The organism is Sphingomonas sp. LM7 (assembly GCF_002002925.1).
Lineage (GTDB): Bacteria > Pseudomonadota > Alphaproteobacteria > Sphingomonadales > Sphingomonadaceae > Sphingomonas.
The window spans coordinates 1,218,617-1,233,633 of the sequence record NZ_CP019511.1 but is presented as its reverse complement, the minus strand read 5'-3'; the positions used below and the strand labels follow the sequence as shown (position 1 = coordinate 1,233,633).

At 65.9% G+C, this 15,017-nt stretch carries 14 protein-coding genes; 7 read left to right on the top strand and 7 right to left on the bottom strand.

The features are described from left to right. Positions 1-53: 53 nt before the first annotated feature. On the bottom strand, positions 54-1,640 hold the full coding sequence (locus BXU08_RS05750) for a hypothetical protein (RefSeq protein WP_077509214.1): 1,587 nt from the start codon (positions 1,638-1,640) through the stop codon (positions 54-56). Between the two features lie 65 nt (positions 1,641-1,705). Beyond that, positions 1,706-2,776 carry a PA0069 family radical SAM protein gene (locus BXU08_RS05745; RefSeq protein WP_077509213.1) on the bottom strand — a complete coding sequence of 357 codons (1,071 nt, stop codon included), beginning with the start codon at positions 2,774-2,776 and terminating at the stop codon, positions 1,706-1,708. Between the two features lie 53 nt (positions 2,777-2,829). Between BXU08_RS05745 and BXU08_RS05740 the strand changes: the two genes are divergently transcribed. Next, a complete protein-coding gene (locus BXU08_RS05740; RefSeq protein ID WP_077509212.1) occupies positions 2,830-3,174 on the top strand; it encodes a VOC family protein in 345 nt (114 codons plus the stop codon). Positions 3,175-3,233: 59 nt separating this feature from the next. Beyond that, positions 3,234-3,749 (top strand): YbjN domain-containing protein, encoded by a 516-nt coding sequence (locus BXU08_RS05735; protein ID WP_077509211.1) that lies wholly within the window; start codon positions 3,234-3,236, stop codon positions 3,747-3,749. Positions 3,750-3,936: 187 nt separating this feature from the next. Here the strand turns inward: BXU08_RS05735 and moaB are convergent, their stop codons facing one another. The 3 genes from moaB to BXU08_RS05720 are packed head-to-tail and all read right to left on the bottom strand — an operon-like array spanning position 3,937 to position 6,972. Continuing rightward, positions 3,937-4,464: a molybdenum cofactor biosynthesis protein B gene (gene moaB, locus BXU08_RS05730; RefSeq protein WP_077509210.1), complete on the bottom strand. Its 528-nt coding sequence runs from the start codon at positions 4,462-4,464 to the stop codon at positions 3,937-3,939. Next, positions 4,454-6,250 carry a lytic transglycosylase domain-containing protein gene (locus BXU08_RS05725; RefSeq protein WP_150125426.1) on the bottom strand — a complete coding sequence of 599 codons (1,797 nt, stop codon included), beginning with the start codon at positions 6,248-6,250 and terminating at the stop codon, positions 4,454-4,456. The genes moaB and BXU08_RS05725 overlap by 11 nt, the downstream gene beginning before the upstream one ends. After that, the gene (locus BXU08_RS05720) at positions 6,247-6,972 is read right to left on the bottom strand and encodes a uracil-DNA glycosylase family protein (RefSeq protein WP_077509209.1); all 726 of its coding nucleotides are present in this window, start codon (positions 6,970-6,972) and stop codon (positions 6,247-6,249) included. The genes BXU08_RS05725 and BXU08_RS05720 overlap by 4 nt, the downstream gene beginning before the upstream one ends. Positions 6,973-7,103: 131 nt before the next feature. Between BXU08_RS05720 and BXU08_RS05715 the strand changes: the two genes are divergently transcribed. From BXU08_RS05715 to BXU08_RS05695, 5 genes are all read left to right on the top strand, one after another. Further along, entirely contained in the window at positions 7,104-8,759 is a 1,656-nt protein-coding gene (locus tag BXU08_RS05715; RefSeq protein ID WP_077509208.1) for an electron transfer flavoprotein-ubiquinone oxidoreductase, read from the top strand. Positions 8,760-8,904: 145 nt separating this feature from the next. Further along, entirely contained in the window at positions 8,905-10,353 is a 1,449-nt protein-coding gene (locus tag BXU08_RS05710) for a tetratricopeptide repeat protein (protein WP_150125425.1), read from the top strand. Further along, on the top strand, positions 10,353-11,159 hold the full coding sequence (locus BXU08_RS05705; RefSeq protein WP_077509207.1) for a 4-(cytidine 5'-diphospho)-2-C-methyl-D-erythritol kinase: 807 nt from the start codon (positions 10,353-10,355) through the stop codon (positions 11,157-11,159). Before BXU08_RS05710 ends, BXU08_RS05705 begins: the two co-directional genes overlap by 1 nt. Before the next feature lie 151 nt (positions 11,160-11,310). After that, the gene (recA, locus tag BXU08_RS05700) at positions 11,311-12,381 is read left to right on the top strand and encodes a recombinase RecA (protein WP_077509206.1); all 1,071 of its coding nucleotides are present in this window, start codon (positions 11,311-11,313) and stop codon (positions 12,379-12,381) included. Between the two features lie 200 nt (positions 12,382-12,581). Beyond that, positions 12,582-13,205, top strand: a complete 624-nt coding sequence (locus tag BXU08_RS05695) for a glutathione S-transferase family protein (RefSeq protein ID WP_077509205.1) — start codon at positions 12,582-12,584, stop codon at positions 13,203-13,205. Here the strand turns inward: BXU08_RS05695 and BXU08_RS05690 are convergent, their stop codons facing one another. Both BXU08_RS05690 and BXU08_RS05685 read right to left on the bottom strand, forming a co-directional pair. Beyond that, positions 13,206-13,661: a hypothetical protein gene (locus tag BXU08_RS05690; RefSeq protein WP_171982434.1), complete on the bottom strand. Its 456-nt coding sequence runs from the start codon at positions 13,659-13,661 to the stop codon at positions 13,206-13,208. It abuts the gene before it with no gap. Further along, positions 13,658-14,995, bottom strand: a complete 1,338-nt coding sequence (locus BXU08_RS05685; RefSeq protein ID WP_077509203.1) for a dicarboxylate/amino acid:cation symporter — start codon at positions 14,993-14,995, stop codon at positions 13,658-13,660. The genes BXU08_RS05690 and BXU08_RS05685 overlap by 4 nt, the downstream gene beginning before the upstream one ends. Between the last annotated feature and the right edge of the window lie 22 nt (positions 14,996-15,017).

The window sequence follows — 15,017 nt, the reverse complement described above, 5'->3', positions numbered from 1 at the left end:
TCGGCGACCGGTACGCGGGCAGGTCTCCCGCGTACCGGAGCCACGATACGTCGCTATTTGGATTTGCGCTTCTTCGCCTCGAGCCGGTTGAGCCGCTCGCGCGCAGTCTCGCCGTCGGTCGTGCCCGCCAGCTTGTAACGCAGCTTGTCGGTCTCGCGCTCCTTCTTCTCGCCGTCACTCAGGTCGACGGGATCGATCGAGACGAAGGCGGCGGGCCGGATGGTCGCGATCGCTTCGTCGAGCATGTCGCGCATCTCGAAATCGGCGGCGAGCTGTCCGCGCAGTTCATCCTCCTGCGGCATCAGCTCGAACGCCCGATACAGCGCGTTCTGCGCCGATTCCGGCGGCGTCCGCCCTTCGCGGAGATAGCTCGTATAGAATCGATAGAGGATAGAGGGTTCGTCGGGCGACAGCTTGGCCGCCTCGGCATAGAGCTTGCGCACCGCGGTCCATTCTGCCGCGCCCTTGGCCTTCGCGCGCTCGAGCTGGTCGACGGTCAGCTCGGCCCGCGCGGCGACTGCCAGCCCATCCGTGGGCGCCGCCGCGACCCAGCGATCCGCAAATTCGATCGCACGGTCGGTCCGCCCGGCCAGCCGCAACGCTTCAGTCGCGAGGCGCAGTGCATAAGGGTTTGTGGAATGGCGTGCCGCCGCCCCGGTCACCCGATCGGCAAACGCGTCGGTCTCACGCTCCGGAATGCCGGCGAACAGCTTCATTTCGAGGACCAGCATGTCCTCTTCCGCCCGGTTCGCCTTGCGGGCGGTGATCGAGCCTACGTCCAGCTTCTTGAAGGGCAGCGCAACTGCGTTGAGCTTGAATTTGCCCGAATAGCTCCGAAGCTCGCCGTCCAGCTTGTCGAGATCGCCGAACGCCTGCTGCCCCGCCTGGCCGAACGCCATGCCCTGGTTGACCTTGTCGAGATAGGCCTTCAGCTGCCCCTGCCGGACGCCGGCATGGTTTAGATAATGCACCAGCAGCCAGCCTTCGGCATAGAGCAGGTGCGTGCTCCCTTTGACGTCACGATAGTTGCGCGCCGCCACCAGCTGCCGCACCGGCAGCCAGTCGTTGCGCCCGAACGAGGAATAGCGCGATTCCACGCGGTTCCCGACGATCACCGTGTCGCCCGATCCGATTTCCAGCGCGCCCAGATATTCGGCGAACCCTTCCGAATACCAGGTGGGATATGCCGCCGGGAAATACTGATACATGAAGTGGTGCGTGAGTTCGTGGAACAGGATCTGCTGCGGATCCATGTCGGCCACGAAGACTTCGCCGCGCGACCCCCGGCTACCTTTGATCTTGTTTCGCGACATGATCGTGAAGGGACCGCGCAGGGTGGTATTGTAATAGCCTGCGATCCCGCCGCCGCCGAACGGCCGGGTGGCCTCCAGCGCCGCGAGGTCGGAGACGAGGAAGACAGTTACCTTGACGCTGCTGGAGGGCGCAGTCGCTCCGGAAAGATAGCGCAGCGCGACCTGGAATTTCTCCAGGCGCACCGCCGCCTCGCGCGCCGCGCTTTCGCTCCCCTCGGCATAGACGACGAAATGCTTCGACGTCGCCACGTTCCACGACGCCGACGCCAGCGATGGCGACAGCAACGCCGCAGCGGCGAGCCCGGCCCGCAAGAGTGCCTTCATCATTTCCCCCTTTTCCCCGGTATGAGGCTATTGCCCTTGCCGCAGCGGAGCAACCCTGTGGTGCGGATCTAGAACAGCTCGCCCTGCGGACCAGGCGGCGCGCGGAACAGATCGGTCCGCAGCCGCATTCGCTCGCCGTCCAGCTCGAACCGCTTCGCCGCGATGTGGAAGCGCTTGCGCAGCAGTTCGGCCCACGGTCCTTGCCCGCGCATCCGCGTATGGAAATTGGGATCGTTGTCCTTGCCGCCGCGGATCGACTGGATCGTCGCCATCACCTTGCCCGCGCGATCGGGGAAGTGCGTCTCCAGCCATGCCCGGAACAGCGGCGCCACTTCGTGCGGCAGCCGCACGGGCAGGAAGAACGCCCCGCGTGCGCCCGCCGCGGCGGCCTTTTCCAGGATATGTTCGATCTCATGGTCGGTGATCGCCGGGATCACCGGCGCCATCGATACGAACACCGGAATCCCCGCATCGGTGAGCGTGCGGATCGCCGCGATCCGCTTGGCCGGGGAGGGCGCACGCGGCTCCACCGTCATCGCGATCTTCGGATCAAGCGAAGTGACCGACAGCATCACTGCCGCCAGCCCCTTGGCGGCCATGGGCGCGAGCAGGTCGATGTCGCGCGTCACCCGGTCGGACTTGGTGGTGATCGTGATCGGATGGTTGCATTCCGCCAGCACTTCAATGCAGCCGCGGGTGATCCGCCAGGTGGCTTCGATCGGCTGATAGGGGTCGGTATTGGTCCCGAACGCTATCGGCTTGCAGATATAGCCGCGCTTCGCCAGTGCCGCGCGCAGCAGTACCGGCGCGTCGGGCTTGGCGAACAGCCGCGTCTCGAAGTCCAGCCCGGGCGACAGGTCGTGATAGGCATGGCTCGGCCGCGCGAAGCAATAGATGCAGCCATGCTCGCAGCCGCGATACGGGTTCACCGAACGATCGAAAGTTATGTCGGGCGAACTGTTTCGCGTCAGGATCGTCTTGGGCTTCTCCACCGTCACGGTGGTGCGCAACGGCGCCGCCTCGCCGTCGATGCCCTCGCGATCGTCGAGCCAGTCGCCATCCGCCTCGCGCTCCGGCAGGTTGAAACGTGTGCTGTCACGATTATGCGTGGCGCCCCGGACGGCGCGAGTCTTTGCCATTGCCAGAGGCTAAGCCTGGCACTAGAACATAGCAAGAACATACGGAGGAATCGGTGGCCAAGCTTAATTACGTCGAATTGCCCGTGAAGGCCGTGGCGGGGGTGCGCGATTTCTATGCGCAGGCGTTCGGCTGGAGCTTCATCGACTATGGCCCGGCCTATGCCGCGAGCAGCGGCGGAGACGTGGCGCTCGGGCTCAACGGCAGCAGCGAGGAGGACGCCATTCCCGCCATCCTGCCGCTGGTCGAAGTCGAGGATCTCGAAGCCGCGCTCGCCGATGTCATCGCGGCGGGCGGCGAAGTCGTCGTGCCGATCTTCGGCTTTCCCGGTGGGCGCCGTTTCCATTTCCGCGATCCTGGCGGCAATGTCCTCGGCGTTTTCGTCAACGAGCCCGAATAGCCCGATTGCGCGAAGCGAGCCGGCTGCTAGGGGTCGCCGCGTCACCAAGGGGGAAATCGATGCGCCTGTTTCCGTTCGCCGCCGGCCTTGCCGCGCTCTGCCTGTCTGCGCCCGCCGTCGCCGAGGACAAGACGCCGTGCAGCGCCGGTCTGATCTGCGCCAGCAAGCCCGGGACCGTGATGGCTGCGATGGAGAAGGCCGGGCTCGAACCCAAGCTGACCAAGGACGGCGACGGCGATCCGATGATCGAGAGCGACGAATCCTCTTATCATTTCGACGTCTATTTCTATGGTTGTGCGGACCATAAAAATTGCGACTCGCTGCGCTTCGAAGTGCTGTTCGAAAAGGCGCCGGAGAACACGCCCGAGCTGGCCAACAAGTGGAACCGGCAGAAGCGCTTCCTCCAGGCCTATGCCCGCGACGACGGGCAATTCGCCGTAGCCTATGACCTCGCCACGATCGGCGGGCTCAACGCTGCGAATTTCGCCGATGTGATCGAATGGTGGAATTCGCAGCTCAGCGAGCTCGGCGAATTCTTCAAGCAGGAAATTCCCGAAGAAAAGCCCAAGAGCTGAACGTCAAATCCTCCCTTGCGAAGCGGGGGAGGAATAGACGCCTTATCGCTCGCGCTCAGCCTATATCGAAACCCGCCCTGTTCCCCGGCGGAGGCCGAGAGGTTGGCCGAACCTCGCTGGGTTCGTTGAAACTGAGCCCCGGCCTTCGCCGGGAACGGCAGTATCGGCAGAGCCTGCCTTTGGAGAGCTACCGCTCCAGCAACCGCGGCATCAGCTCGACGAAGTTGCACGGCTTGTGGCGAATATCGAGCTGGGTCGCGAGGATCCCGTCCCACGCATCGGTGACCGCCCCGGTCGAACCCGGCAGCGCGAAGATATAGGTCCCCCGCGCAACCCCCGCGGTCGCCCGCGACTGGATCGTCGAGGTGCCGATGGTCTGATAGCTCAGCCAGCGGAACAGCTCGCCGAACCCCGGGATTTCCTTGTCCCACACCCGCGCCAGCGCCTCGGGCGTAATGTCGCGCCCGGTAACGCCGGTGCCGCCGGTGGTGAGGATCACGTCGATCTGCGGGTCGTCGATCCAACTATGCAGCCGGCTGACGATCGTCTCGACATCGTCGCGCACGATGCCCCGATCGGCGAGTTCATGTCCCGCGCCCGTCAGCCGTTCGACGAGCCGATCGCCCGATCGGTCATCCGCCAGGGTTCGCGTGTCGGAAACGGTAAGCACCGCGATCCGGACCGGCCGGAACGCCATGGTCTCGTCAATTGCCACCGGCAACCTGAGTCGCTGCGGGAAGCTTGGGGGCAATGCGCGCAGTGACCTTCACGGCCTTGGCGCCGGGCAGGCCGGGGAATTTCGGCCACAGCCCCTGGGTCAGCGCCGATCGGCTTGCCGATGCGCGGCCTTCCTGGTTCTCGTACATCCAGTAGTTGCGTAGCACGGTCATCACGTATCCGCGCGTCTCCCAATAGGGGATGCTCTCGATATAGAGCAGCGGATCGCCATTGTCCTTCGAAAGGCTGTTCCACGCCGTCACCGGAGTAGGCCCGGCATTGTACGCGGCGATCACCTTGGGCAGCAGTCCGCCGGTGAAGGGCTGGTCGCGCAGCTGCTCGAGATAGGACTGGCCGATCTCCATGTTGACCGAAGGCTTGGTCAGGTCGCTGGCGGCATAGGTCACGCCCTGGCGGCGGCCCACGTCGATCGCCGCGCCGGTCTTGACCTGCATCAGCCCCATCGCGCCCGCGGCGCTACGGACTTCGGCGTTGAAGCGCGATTCCTGCAACGTGTGCGCGAACACCAGCGCCTTGTCGACGCGCCAGCCGCCCGCGGGCGTCCAGTTGGGCGAGGGGTAGCGGGCCTGCACCAGCGGCTTCGCGCCGGCCGGGCCGTTATGCGAGAGCCAGAGCTGGGTGGCGGCAAGGTTGAGCCGCCCGGCCAGGCGGCTGAGCGCGGCATGGTCGCCCGGCGTGCAGAACCTGGCCTGATGGCGCAGCACTTCATTGGCCAGGCCGTCCTCGCCGATTTCGGTCAGCGCCGCGGCGACGCGGACATTGGGGCGGCGTTCCAGCGCGCGCCAATCCTCGGCGACGAAGCGCTCGCCCTTGCCGGGCTTGTCCTGAATGCCGAGTGCGGCCCGGGCGAGCAGTCCGTAATAGGTCTCGCCGAACTGTGCCGCGGCCTTCAGGCGCGTGCTGACCTTTTCGGGCCGGCCGCACGCCATGTCGGCGCGCGAAGCCCAATAGAAGCCGGCCGAGCGGAGTTCGGTGTCGGTGGCGCGAGTGGCGACGCGTTCGAACGAGTCCGCCGAGGCGTGGCAGTCGCCTTGCCGCCAGGTGGCGAGGCCGGCGACCCAATCGGCCTGACCGACCCAGCTACCGGTGCCCAGCTGTGCCTTTTCGGCCATGCGCCGCGCATTGATGTCGTCGCCGGAGACATAATAGATCCATGCGACCTTCTGCTGCCATTCGGTCAGCGAGTCGGGCGTGAGGTCGGCAGCGAACTTGGCGATCACGGCTTCGGCTGCGACGCCGTCATCGGCCTTTACGAACGGCTGGATCTCGATCGCGACCGAAATCGCCGCGGTATCGCTCTTGATAGAGCGCGCGCGCTGGCGGACCGGCGCGGCATCGAACCAGATCAGCCGCTGGGCGGCGGGGAGCGACGGCGTGTCGAGCGCGCCGCGTGCCTTGGCCATGCGCACCAGCTGTTCGGCCTGGGGCAGGTCGGGCGCTTCGGACAGCAGCGCCATGATCGGCGCTAGATCGACCTTGGGGCTCTTCGCGGCGGTGTAGAGCTGGGCGCGCGCGATCGCGTGGAGCGGGCCCGGCTTCATCGAATCGAGCTGAAGCTGCGCGTCGCTCCATTGCTGTGCGCGGATCGCCGCGAACACCTTGCGGTATCCGCTTCGCTGTTCGGAATCGAGCTGGTCGGGAACCCCGTCGCCATCGCGTACTGCCGCGGCGGAAGCGGGGCGGTTGTCGGCAGTATCGTCGTCGGCATGCGCCGCTACGGGCAATGCGAGCAGCGCCGCTGCTAGGATGGTACGCTTGATCACTCGGTGGGTCCCCGGCTCAACAGCAGTAGGTGCTTCCAGGCTTCGCGCTTCACCGCCGGCCGCTCCAGGAGCCAGCGCGGGTGATAGCTCACGGCCGCCCGCGTCATCGTGCCGAACTGGTTAATTTGGCGTAAACCATCGTTCGGCGGCCAGCCATCCGTCGCGTCCAGCACACGGCTCGCCGATTGGCCGAGCAAAAACAGCATCTTGGGCTGGAGCAGGTCGAGATGGTGCCGCGCCAGTTCGATCAGGCGTGCCTCGTCGTCGGGACTGATCCGTCCCGTCAGCGGCCGTGCGAATGCGATCGGCACGACATGCACCGATTCGCGGCTCTGGCCGACCGCCGCGAGCATCTTGTCGAGCAGCCGCCCGGCCGGTCCCGACAGCAGCCGGTCCGAATCCTCGGCTTCGGGAACGTCGGTGACGACCACCCATTCGGCATCGATCGGACCGGTCGGTACGAAGCGCGGCGTATGCCACTCCGCCTCGGGCGCAGCCTCGCCGGTTCGCCAGGCCAGGAAGGCCTCGATCGTATCGGGCAGCGTCTCGACCGGTGTCGCCGCTACGACTTCCCCGACCGTTTCGGGGGCGGCAGGCGGCGGCGTCCGTGCCAGCCAGTCGCGCGCGTCATCCTCGACAAGCATGTCGACGCCTGCGTCGCGCCACCATTCGAGCGCGCTCGCGGCCAGCTTCTGCCAATCCTGAACTGGTTCCCCTCCCATACCGTATCTTTGAATCCCAGTTGACGGCGCGGTCAATCTGCCTCCATCCCGGAGAGGACAGGACGCCCCGCACACGCGACGACAGGCGCGGCGTGGCGTCCTTAGGACAGATTCGGCCAAGGATTAAGAGGATGAGTGAACGAGAGTCGATGCCCTATGACGTCGTGATCGTCGGCGCGGGCCCGTCAGGCCTCGCCGCGGCGATCCGGCTCAAGCAGCTTGCGGCCGAAGCCGGAAGCGAGCTTTCGGTGTGCATTCTCGAAAAGGGCTCCGAAGTCGGCGCGCATATCCTTTCGGGCGCAGTAGTCGATCCGCGTGCGCTCAACGAACTGCTGCCCGATTGGCGTGACCAGGATTGCCCGCTCGCCCGCACCCCGGTGACCGAGAACCACCACTGGATCCTCAGCGAAAAGGGCAAGTCGAGCTTCCCCGAATTCCTCACGCCGCCCTATCTCCACAACAAGGGCACCTATACCGGATCGCTCGGCAATCTCTGCCGCTGGCTCGCGGGCAAGGCCGAGGAGCTCGGCGTCGAGATCTTCCCCGGCTTCGCCGCCGCCGAGATCCTCTACAATGACGACGGCAGCGTGAAGGGCGTTGCCACCGGCGACATGGGCGTCGGCCGCGACGGCACCCACAAGCCCGATTATCAGCCCGGCCTTGAGCTCCACGCCAAATACACCTTCTTCGGCGAAGGCGTCCGCGGCCACCTCACCAAGCAGCTCCAGCGTCAGTTTGATCTGTGCGGCGATGCCCAGCCGCAAATCTACGGCATCGGCATCAAGGAATTGTGGGATATCGACCCCGCGAAGCACGTTCCGGGCAAGGTGATCCACACCCAGGGCTGGCCGCTCAAGGAAGGCGAATCCAATGGCGGCGGCTTCCTCTATCATCAGGCCGACGGGCAGGTCGCCTTGGGTTTCGTCGTCTGGCTCAACTACAAGAACCCCTATCTGTCGCCCTTCCACGAGATGCAGCGCTGGAAAACCCATCCAGAAATCGCCAGGATCCTGAAAGGCGCCAAGCGCGTCTCCTATGGCGCCCGAGCGATCAGCGACGGCGGCTGGCAGGCGGTCCCCAAGCTGGTGATGCCCGGCGCGGCGATCATCGGCGACAGCGCTGGATTCCTCAACGTGCCCCGGATCAAGGGCACCCACACCTCGATGAAGTCGGGGATGATGGCCGCTGAGGCCGCCTTCGCCGCGGTCCAGGCCGGCCGCACCAGCGACGAACTCGCCGCGTACCCGGAGGCGTACAAGACCAGCTGGGTCGAGAAGGAACTGCGCGGCGTCCGCAACGTAGCCCCGCTCGTCAAGAAGTTCGGCGACACCTGGGGCACGCTCTTTGCCGGCGCGGCGATGTGGATGGAACTGATCGGCCTGCGCTGGCCGTTCACGATGAAGCACCACCCCGATCACGAGAGCCTGCTGCATGCCAGCGCAGCCACGCCGATCGAATATCCCAAGCCCGACGGCGTTCTCACCTTCGACCGTCTCTCCTCGGTGTTCATCTCGAACACCAATCACGAGGAGGACCAGCCGGTCCATCTGACCCTCAAGGACCCCGATATCCCGATCGGCTACAATCTCCCGGTATACGCCGAGCCGGCGCAGCGTTACTGTCCGGCGGGTGTATACGAGGTCGTTGGAGAAGGCGATGATCTGCGGTTCCAGATCAACGCGCAGAATTGCGTCCACTGCAAAACCTGCGACATCAAGGACCCGACCCAGAACATCAACTGGGTGGTTCCCGAAGGCGGCGGCGGCCCCAATTATCCGAACATGTAGCCTTGGCGTAGCGACACTGCTCGCCTGGGCGCCACTCGCGCACGCCCAGGCTCCGGCCGTCCCCGATCCCACAGCCTATGTCCGTGCCCGCGCCGCCGATGCGGCCGGCGCGGCGCATCTCGCCTCTGCGGGCTATGCCGCGGCCTTGCGTGCGGCGCCCGAGGACGAAGTCGTCGCGCTGCGTGCCTATCGCCAGGCGCTCGCTGCCGGCGACTATGTCCTTGCCAGCCGCGCCGGGGCTGCATTGGTCAAGGCCGGCGTGGCGCCGCCCGATACCGCGCTGCTTGCCCTCGCGGTGGCGCTGCGCAGCGGCGACCGTGCCGGCGCCGGTCGCGCGGCCGATCTGATCGCCAAGGGACCGTTCGATTTCCTCGTCCCCGCGCTCCAGGCATGGCTCGCCTTCGATCGCGGCGAGGACGCGGTTGCGGTGCTCGATGCCGCGCCCGGCGACGCGCTTGCCCGCCGCTACACGCGGCAGCACCGTATCCTGCTGCTCATCGCGACGAAGCGCACCAATGAAGCAATGGCTGCGCTTGCCGCGGAACTCGCCTCGGACGATCGCGACGATGCGCGGATAGATGCCGCCATTCTGCTCGGCGAAACCGGCGCGCGCGAGCAGGCGCGGCGCCTGCTCGCCGGCGACCGGCCCGAATTCGAACGTCTGCGCAAGCAGCTCGGCAAGCGTGACAAGCCCGACGCGCTGTTCGGTGCGTCGCGGATGTTCCTCGAACTCGCCGTCGAGATCGCCGACGAGGATATGGCGCAGCTTTCGGTACTGCTCACCCGCGCCGCCTTGCTGCTCGATCCACAGGACGATCGCGCCCGCCTGTTCCTCGCCGAGGCGCTGTCGCACGGCGGGTCGGACGATCTCGCGCTCGCCACGCTGGCCGAGATCCGCCAGGACAGCGCCTTCGCGCGCGGTGCCGCGGCCGGACGCGTTGCCGCGCTCCGCCGCGCGGACCGCATGGCCGAGGCGCTGCTGCTCGCCGAGAAGCTGGCTCGTGACAGTCAGGCGACCAGCGCCGATAGCGAGACCTGGGGCGACATGCTCGTAGATCAGGGCAGCTTCGATCTCGCCGCCAATGCCTATGCCGCGGCGATCGCGCGGGACGGCGGCGACAGCAGCTGGCTGCTCCACTATCTGCGGGGCAGGGCGCTCGATCATGCCGGGCGTTGGGACGAAGCACTGCCCGCCCTGCAGCGCGCAGTAGCGCTGGGCCCGGATCAGGCGCCCGCGCTCAAATATCTCGGCTATGCTCAGGTCGCCCGCGGAGAGAACATCGCCGAGGCGCAGGCGCTGCTCGAACGCGCCAGCACGCTCAAGCCCGACGATGCCGAGATCGCCGATTCGCTCGCCTGGGCCTATTATCAACGCGGCGATGTCGCCAAGGCGCTGCCGCTGCTCGAACAGGCGGTGCAGGGCGATCCCGCCGCGGCGCGCGCCAACGAGCACCTTGGCGATGCCTATTGGCGGCTCGGCCGGCATTACGAAGCGCGCTACGCGTGGCGCGCGGCGGCGCTCACCGCCGAAAACGACGCGCCCGCCCGGCTCGAAGCCAAGCTCGCCAACGGATTAAAGCCGCAGCCCAATTGATGGTCACCGAAATCGCCCGCGCCAAGCTCAACCTGGCGCTCCACGTCCGCGCCCGCCGCCCCGACGGCTATCATGAGCTCGAAACGCTGTTCGCGTTCGTCGATTATGGCGACGTGCTCCGCGTTACGCCGGCCGATGCACCGGACTTCCGCCTCACCGGCCCCTTCGCCGCGGCGCTGGCCGGGGAGGGCAATAACCTCGTCACGCGCGCTGCGACGCGCTTTGCCGAAACTTTCGGCGGTGGCGCCCATGCGATTGAGCTGGAGAAGCACCTGCCCGTAGCCTCGGGCATCGGTGGTGGCTCTGCCGACGCCGCCGCCACGCTCCGCGCGCTCGCCCGACTCCACGATGTCGCATTGGATGATTCCCGCCTGTTCGCCATCGCCGACGGTCTCGGCTCGGACGTGCCCGCCTGCCTGCTCGGCAAGACTGCGCTGGGCAAGGGCAGGGGCGAGCAGCTCCAGCCGGTTGCGGGAATGCCGGATACGCCAGTGCTGCTCATCAATCCCGGCGTTGCCGTCTCCACTGCGGCGGTGTTCCGCCGCTGGGACGGCATCGACCGCGGGCCGCTCGGCGCCGATCCGCTGACAGCCCGCAACGATCTCGAAGCCCCCGCGCGCGGCATCGCCCCCGTGATCGGCGAAGTCCTCGCGGCGCTGGCGGCGCAGCCTGGCGTCACGCTGGCCCGCATGTCCGGCTCGGGCGCCACGTGCTTCGCGCTGTTCGAGGATGCCGAGGCGTGCCGGAGCGCTGCCACCCGGATCGCGCTGCCGGGCTGGTGGATCGTGGAAAGCCGGCTCCTCTAAATGCAGTCATCCCGGCGGACGCCCGGACCTCAGGCCAAGGTGCCGACGGGAATGCGAAGTTCCCCTCTTGTTCTTTAGGAACAAACGCGATACAAGCGTCACAACACAAGTTGAACGGCGGGGTCAAACCCTCTAGCGACGGGGATACGAAATGGCAGCTTCACTCAAGGTGATCGACGGCAACATGGCAGTATCCACGGACAAGCAGAAGGCGCTCGAAGCCGCCCTCGCACAGATCGACCGCGCTTTCGGCAAGGGCAGCGCAATGCGCCTAGGTTCGAAGGAGACGATGCAGGTCGAGACGATCTCGACCGGTTCGCTCGGTCTCGACATCGCGCTCGGCGTCGGCGGACTGCCGCGCGGCCGCGTCATCGAAGTCTATGGCCCCGAAAGCTCGGGCAAGACCACGCTCGCGCTCCACGTCATCGCAGAGGCACAGCGGGGCGGTGGCACCGCCGCGTTCGTCGATGCCGAGCATGCGCTCGATCCGGTCTATGCCAAGAAGCTCGGGGTCAATATCGACGAGCTGATCGTCTCGCAGCCCGATACCGGCGAGCAGGCGCTCGAGATCGTCGACACGCTCGTCCGCTCGAACGCGATCGACGTGCTGGTGGTCGATTCGGTCGCCGCGCTGGTTCCCCGCGCGGAAATCGAAGGCGAGATGGGCGACAGCCATGTCGGCCTGCAGGCTCGCTTGATGTCGCAGTCGCTGCGCAAGCTCACCGGCTCGATCAGCCGCTCGCGCTGCATGGTGATCTTCATCAACCAGCTGCGCATGAAAATCGGCGTGATGTACGGCAATCCGGAGACCACCACCGGCGGCAATGCGCTGAAGTTCTACGCCTCGGTGCGCCTCGACATCCGCCGTACTGGCCAGATCAAGGACCGCGACGAGATCATTGGCAACGCGACGCGCGTCAAGGTGGTCAAGAACAAGGTCGCACCGCCGTTCAAGCAAGTCGAGTTCGACATCATGTATGGCCAGGGCATCTCCAAGATCGGCGAGATCCTCGATCTCGGCGTCAAGGCGGGCATCGTCGAAAAGTCAGGCGCATGGTTCAGCTATGACAGCATCCGCATCGGCCAGGGTCGTGAGAATTCGAAGACTTTCCTCAAGGAAAATCCCGAGCTCTGCAACCGGCTTGAAGCTGCGATCCGCGCGCGGACCGATCAGGTCGCCGAGGGGCTGATGGCCGGCCCCGAGCCCGACGACGACATCTGAGCGCATGCGCGATAGTGTCGACTTCGTGTCAAGTTAGGCCGCGCCGGCATGATCCGTGTCAGGCGGCGGTCACGGGAGCATCTCCCATCGGAAGACCCGGCGCATTGCCCTGCGCCGGGTCTTTCCGTTTGTTGCGTTCGGGCGCAACTTGATTGCCGATTTACCGTGAAAACCGTGAAATTGAGGGAAGCAAATCCAACATGATCACCGTCCACCATCTCGAGAATTCGCGCTCGCAGCGCGTTATCTGGCTGCTCGAAGAGCTTGCGCTTCCCCACACGATCAAACGCTATGAGCGGAACAAAGCGACGATGCTCGCCCCGCCCGAACTGCGCCGGATCCATCCGCTCGGCAAGTCGCCGGTGATCGACGACGAGGGCACGGTGGTCGCGGAGACCGGCGCGATCGTCGAATATCTGGTCGAGAAGGCCGATGGCCGGCTCGGCGCGCCCGCGCACCGCGACGACGCGCTGCGCTATCGCCATTTTCTCCATTATGCCGAGGGCTCGCTGATGCCGCCCTTGTTCACCAAGCTGGTGCTCAGCCGGGTGCCGCTGCTCGGCAAGGTCGCGCAGAAAAAATTTCAGCCGATGGTCGATGTCCACCTCGATTATGTCGAGGCCGAACTCGCGGCGCGCCCGTGGTTCGCCGGCAAGGACTTTACCGCCGCCGACGTGATGATGAGCTTTCCGCTCGAAGCCGCGGTGCTCCGGGCCGGCGCCACCGAAGGCCGCCCCCATCTCGCCGCATGGCTCCAGAAGATCCATGCCCGACCCGCATATCAGGCAGCGCTCACGGCCGGCGGTCCCTATGCCTATGCCTGATCACTCTTCGCCGGGAACAACCACGATGGGAGGTCCTTTAAACTTGTGTAGCGGCGGCCCCTTGGGACAAATTAGGCGATAGAGTTGCGCATGCTCTGAACCTTCGAAGAGTGGGTCGCGCTCGATCTGGTTCGCAGGCACGGTTCGGGATCGGACCACTTCATTGTCCGCGCCGAATTGCTGGCCCGAAATCAGTGCAAGGCTGGGCTGTTCGCAATCAAGCTCCACGCGCGCGATGAAGGAAATGGGCGTGTCGCTTTCGGGTACTGCGCGAATGGAAACCTGAACGCGTTTTCCGTTCCGGACGGCGCCGGCCGGATCATAAAAAGTGGCGCCGTCGCGCGTAGTCCCCAGGCTGACCCATTTCACCGCCTGGCCTGTGGCCCAAGCCGGCCAAAGGCCAATCGCCGCAAATGCAAGCGATCCAGCGGCGGGGAAGATCTGCCAACGTGTCACGGCCGCGGCTGGCCCTCGCCATATTCCTCGAAGCTGTCGAGGTCGGGCGCACCGGCCGCCGGCAGTGGCTTGACCTCGGGCTCGGCCGCCTCGGGCGGATCGAGCTGGCCCTCCCAGCGCGCCACCACCGTCGCCGCCACGGCGTTGCCGATCACGTTGGTCGCCGTGCGTCCCATGTCCAGGAAATGATCGACCGCGAGGATCAGCAGGATGCCGGCCTCGGGGATGTTGAAGTGGCTGAGCGTGCCGGTGATTACCACCAGGCTGGCACGCGGCACGCCGGCGATGCCCTTGCTCGTGATCATCAGCATCAGGAGCATGACGATCATCGTACCCCAGTCGAGCGGAATGCCATAGGCCTGGGCGATAAAGATCGACGCGAACGTCATGTACATCATCGATCCGTCTAGGTTGAACGAATAGCCGAGCGGCAGCACGAAGCTGGCGATGCGCGGCGGCACCCCGAACCGGTCGAGCGCCTCGAGTGTCCGCGGATAGGCGGCCTCGGACGATGCAGTCGAGAAGCCGAGCAGGATCGGATCGCGCAGATAGCGCAGCAGCGTGCCGGTGCGCGGGCCGACGAACAGGAAGCACGCGCCGAGCAGCACTGCCCACAGCACGAACAGGCCGACATAGAAGGTGACCATGAAATAGGCGAGATCACCGACCACGCCAAGCCCGCGCGTCGCCAGCGTCCGCGCCACTGCGCAGAACACCGCCACCGGAGCGAACAGCATGACATAGCCCGTGACGGTCAGCATCACCGAGACCAGCGCCTCTAGCCCCTTGAGCAGCGGCGCGGCCTTCTCGCCCACTGCGGCCATGCCAACGCCGAAGAACAGCGAGAAGATCACGAGCTGAAGGATGTCGTTGGTCGCCATCGCATCGATCGCCGAAGTCGGCACGATGTGGATGAAGAATTTAGCGGCGTCGAAGCCTGCGCGGTCGACACCGCTCGATGCCGCAGCATCCGGCAGCGGCAGGTTCAGTCCCACGCCGGGCTGGAGCAGATTGACGAGCAGCAGCCCGAGAGTCAGAGAGATCAGGCTGGCGGTGACGAACCACAGAAATGCCTTGAGGCCGACCCGGCCGATCGCGCCGGTCCCGCCCATGTGCGCGATGCCGACGACCAGCGTCGAGACCACCAGCGGGGCGATGATCATCTTGATCAGATGAAGGAACATCTGAGTCGGGATGTCGAACCAGTAGCTGATGTCCTTCAGTCGCTGGGCGGCGGCGGGGGTGCCGTCGTCATAGGCGACATTGAGCCCCCAGCCGATCAGGCCACCCAGCAGCAGCCCGGCCAGAATGAACCACGTCAGTCGCTTACCCACAAAAAACCCCCAGCAAATTTCG

Coding starts and splice junctions, on each gene's coding strand:
- BXU08_RS05750 (WP_077509214.1), bottom strand. CDS start 1,640: ATGATGAAGGCACTCTTGCGGGCCGGGCTCGCCGCTGCGGCGTTGCTG.
- BXU08_RS05745 (WP_077509213.1), bottom strand. CDS start 2,776: ATGGCAAAGACTCGCGCCGTCCGGGGCGCCACGCATAATCGTGACAGC.
- BXU08_RS05735 (WP_077509211.1), top strand. CDS start 3,234: ATGCGCCTGTTTCCGTTCGCCGCCGGCCTTGCCGCGCTCTGCCTGTCT.
- BXU08_RS05720 (WP_077509209.1), bottom strand. CDS start 6,972: ATGGGAGGGGAACCAGTTCAGGATTGGCAGAAGCTGGCCGCGAGCGCG.
- BXU08_RS05715 (WP_077509208.1), top strand. CDS start 7,104: ATGAGTGAACGAGAGTCGATGCCCTATGACGTCGTGATCGTCGGCGCG.
- BXU08_RS05705 (WP_077509207.1), top strand. CDS start 10,353: ATGGTCACCGAAATCGCCCGCGCCAAGCTCAACCTGGCGCTCCACGTC.
- recA (WP_077509206.1), top strand. CDS start 11,311: ATGGCAGCTTCACTCAAGGTGATCGACGGCAACATGGCAGTATCCACG.
- BXU08_RS05695 (WP_077509205.1), top strand. CDS start 12,582: ATGATCACCGTCCACCATCTCGAGAATTCGCGCTCGCAGCGCGTTATC.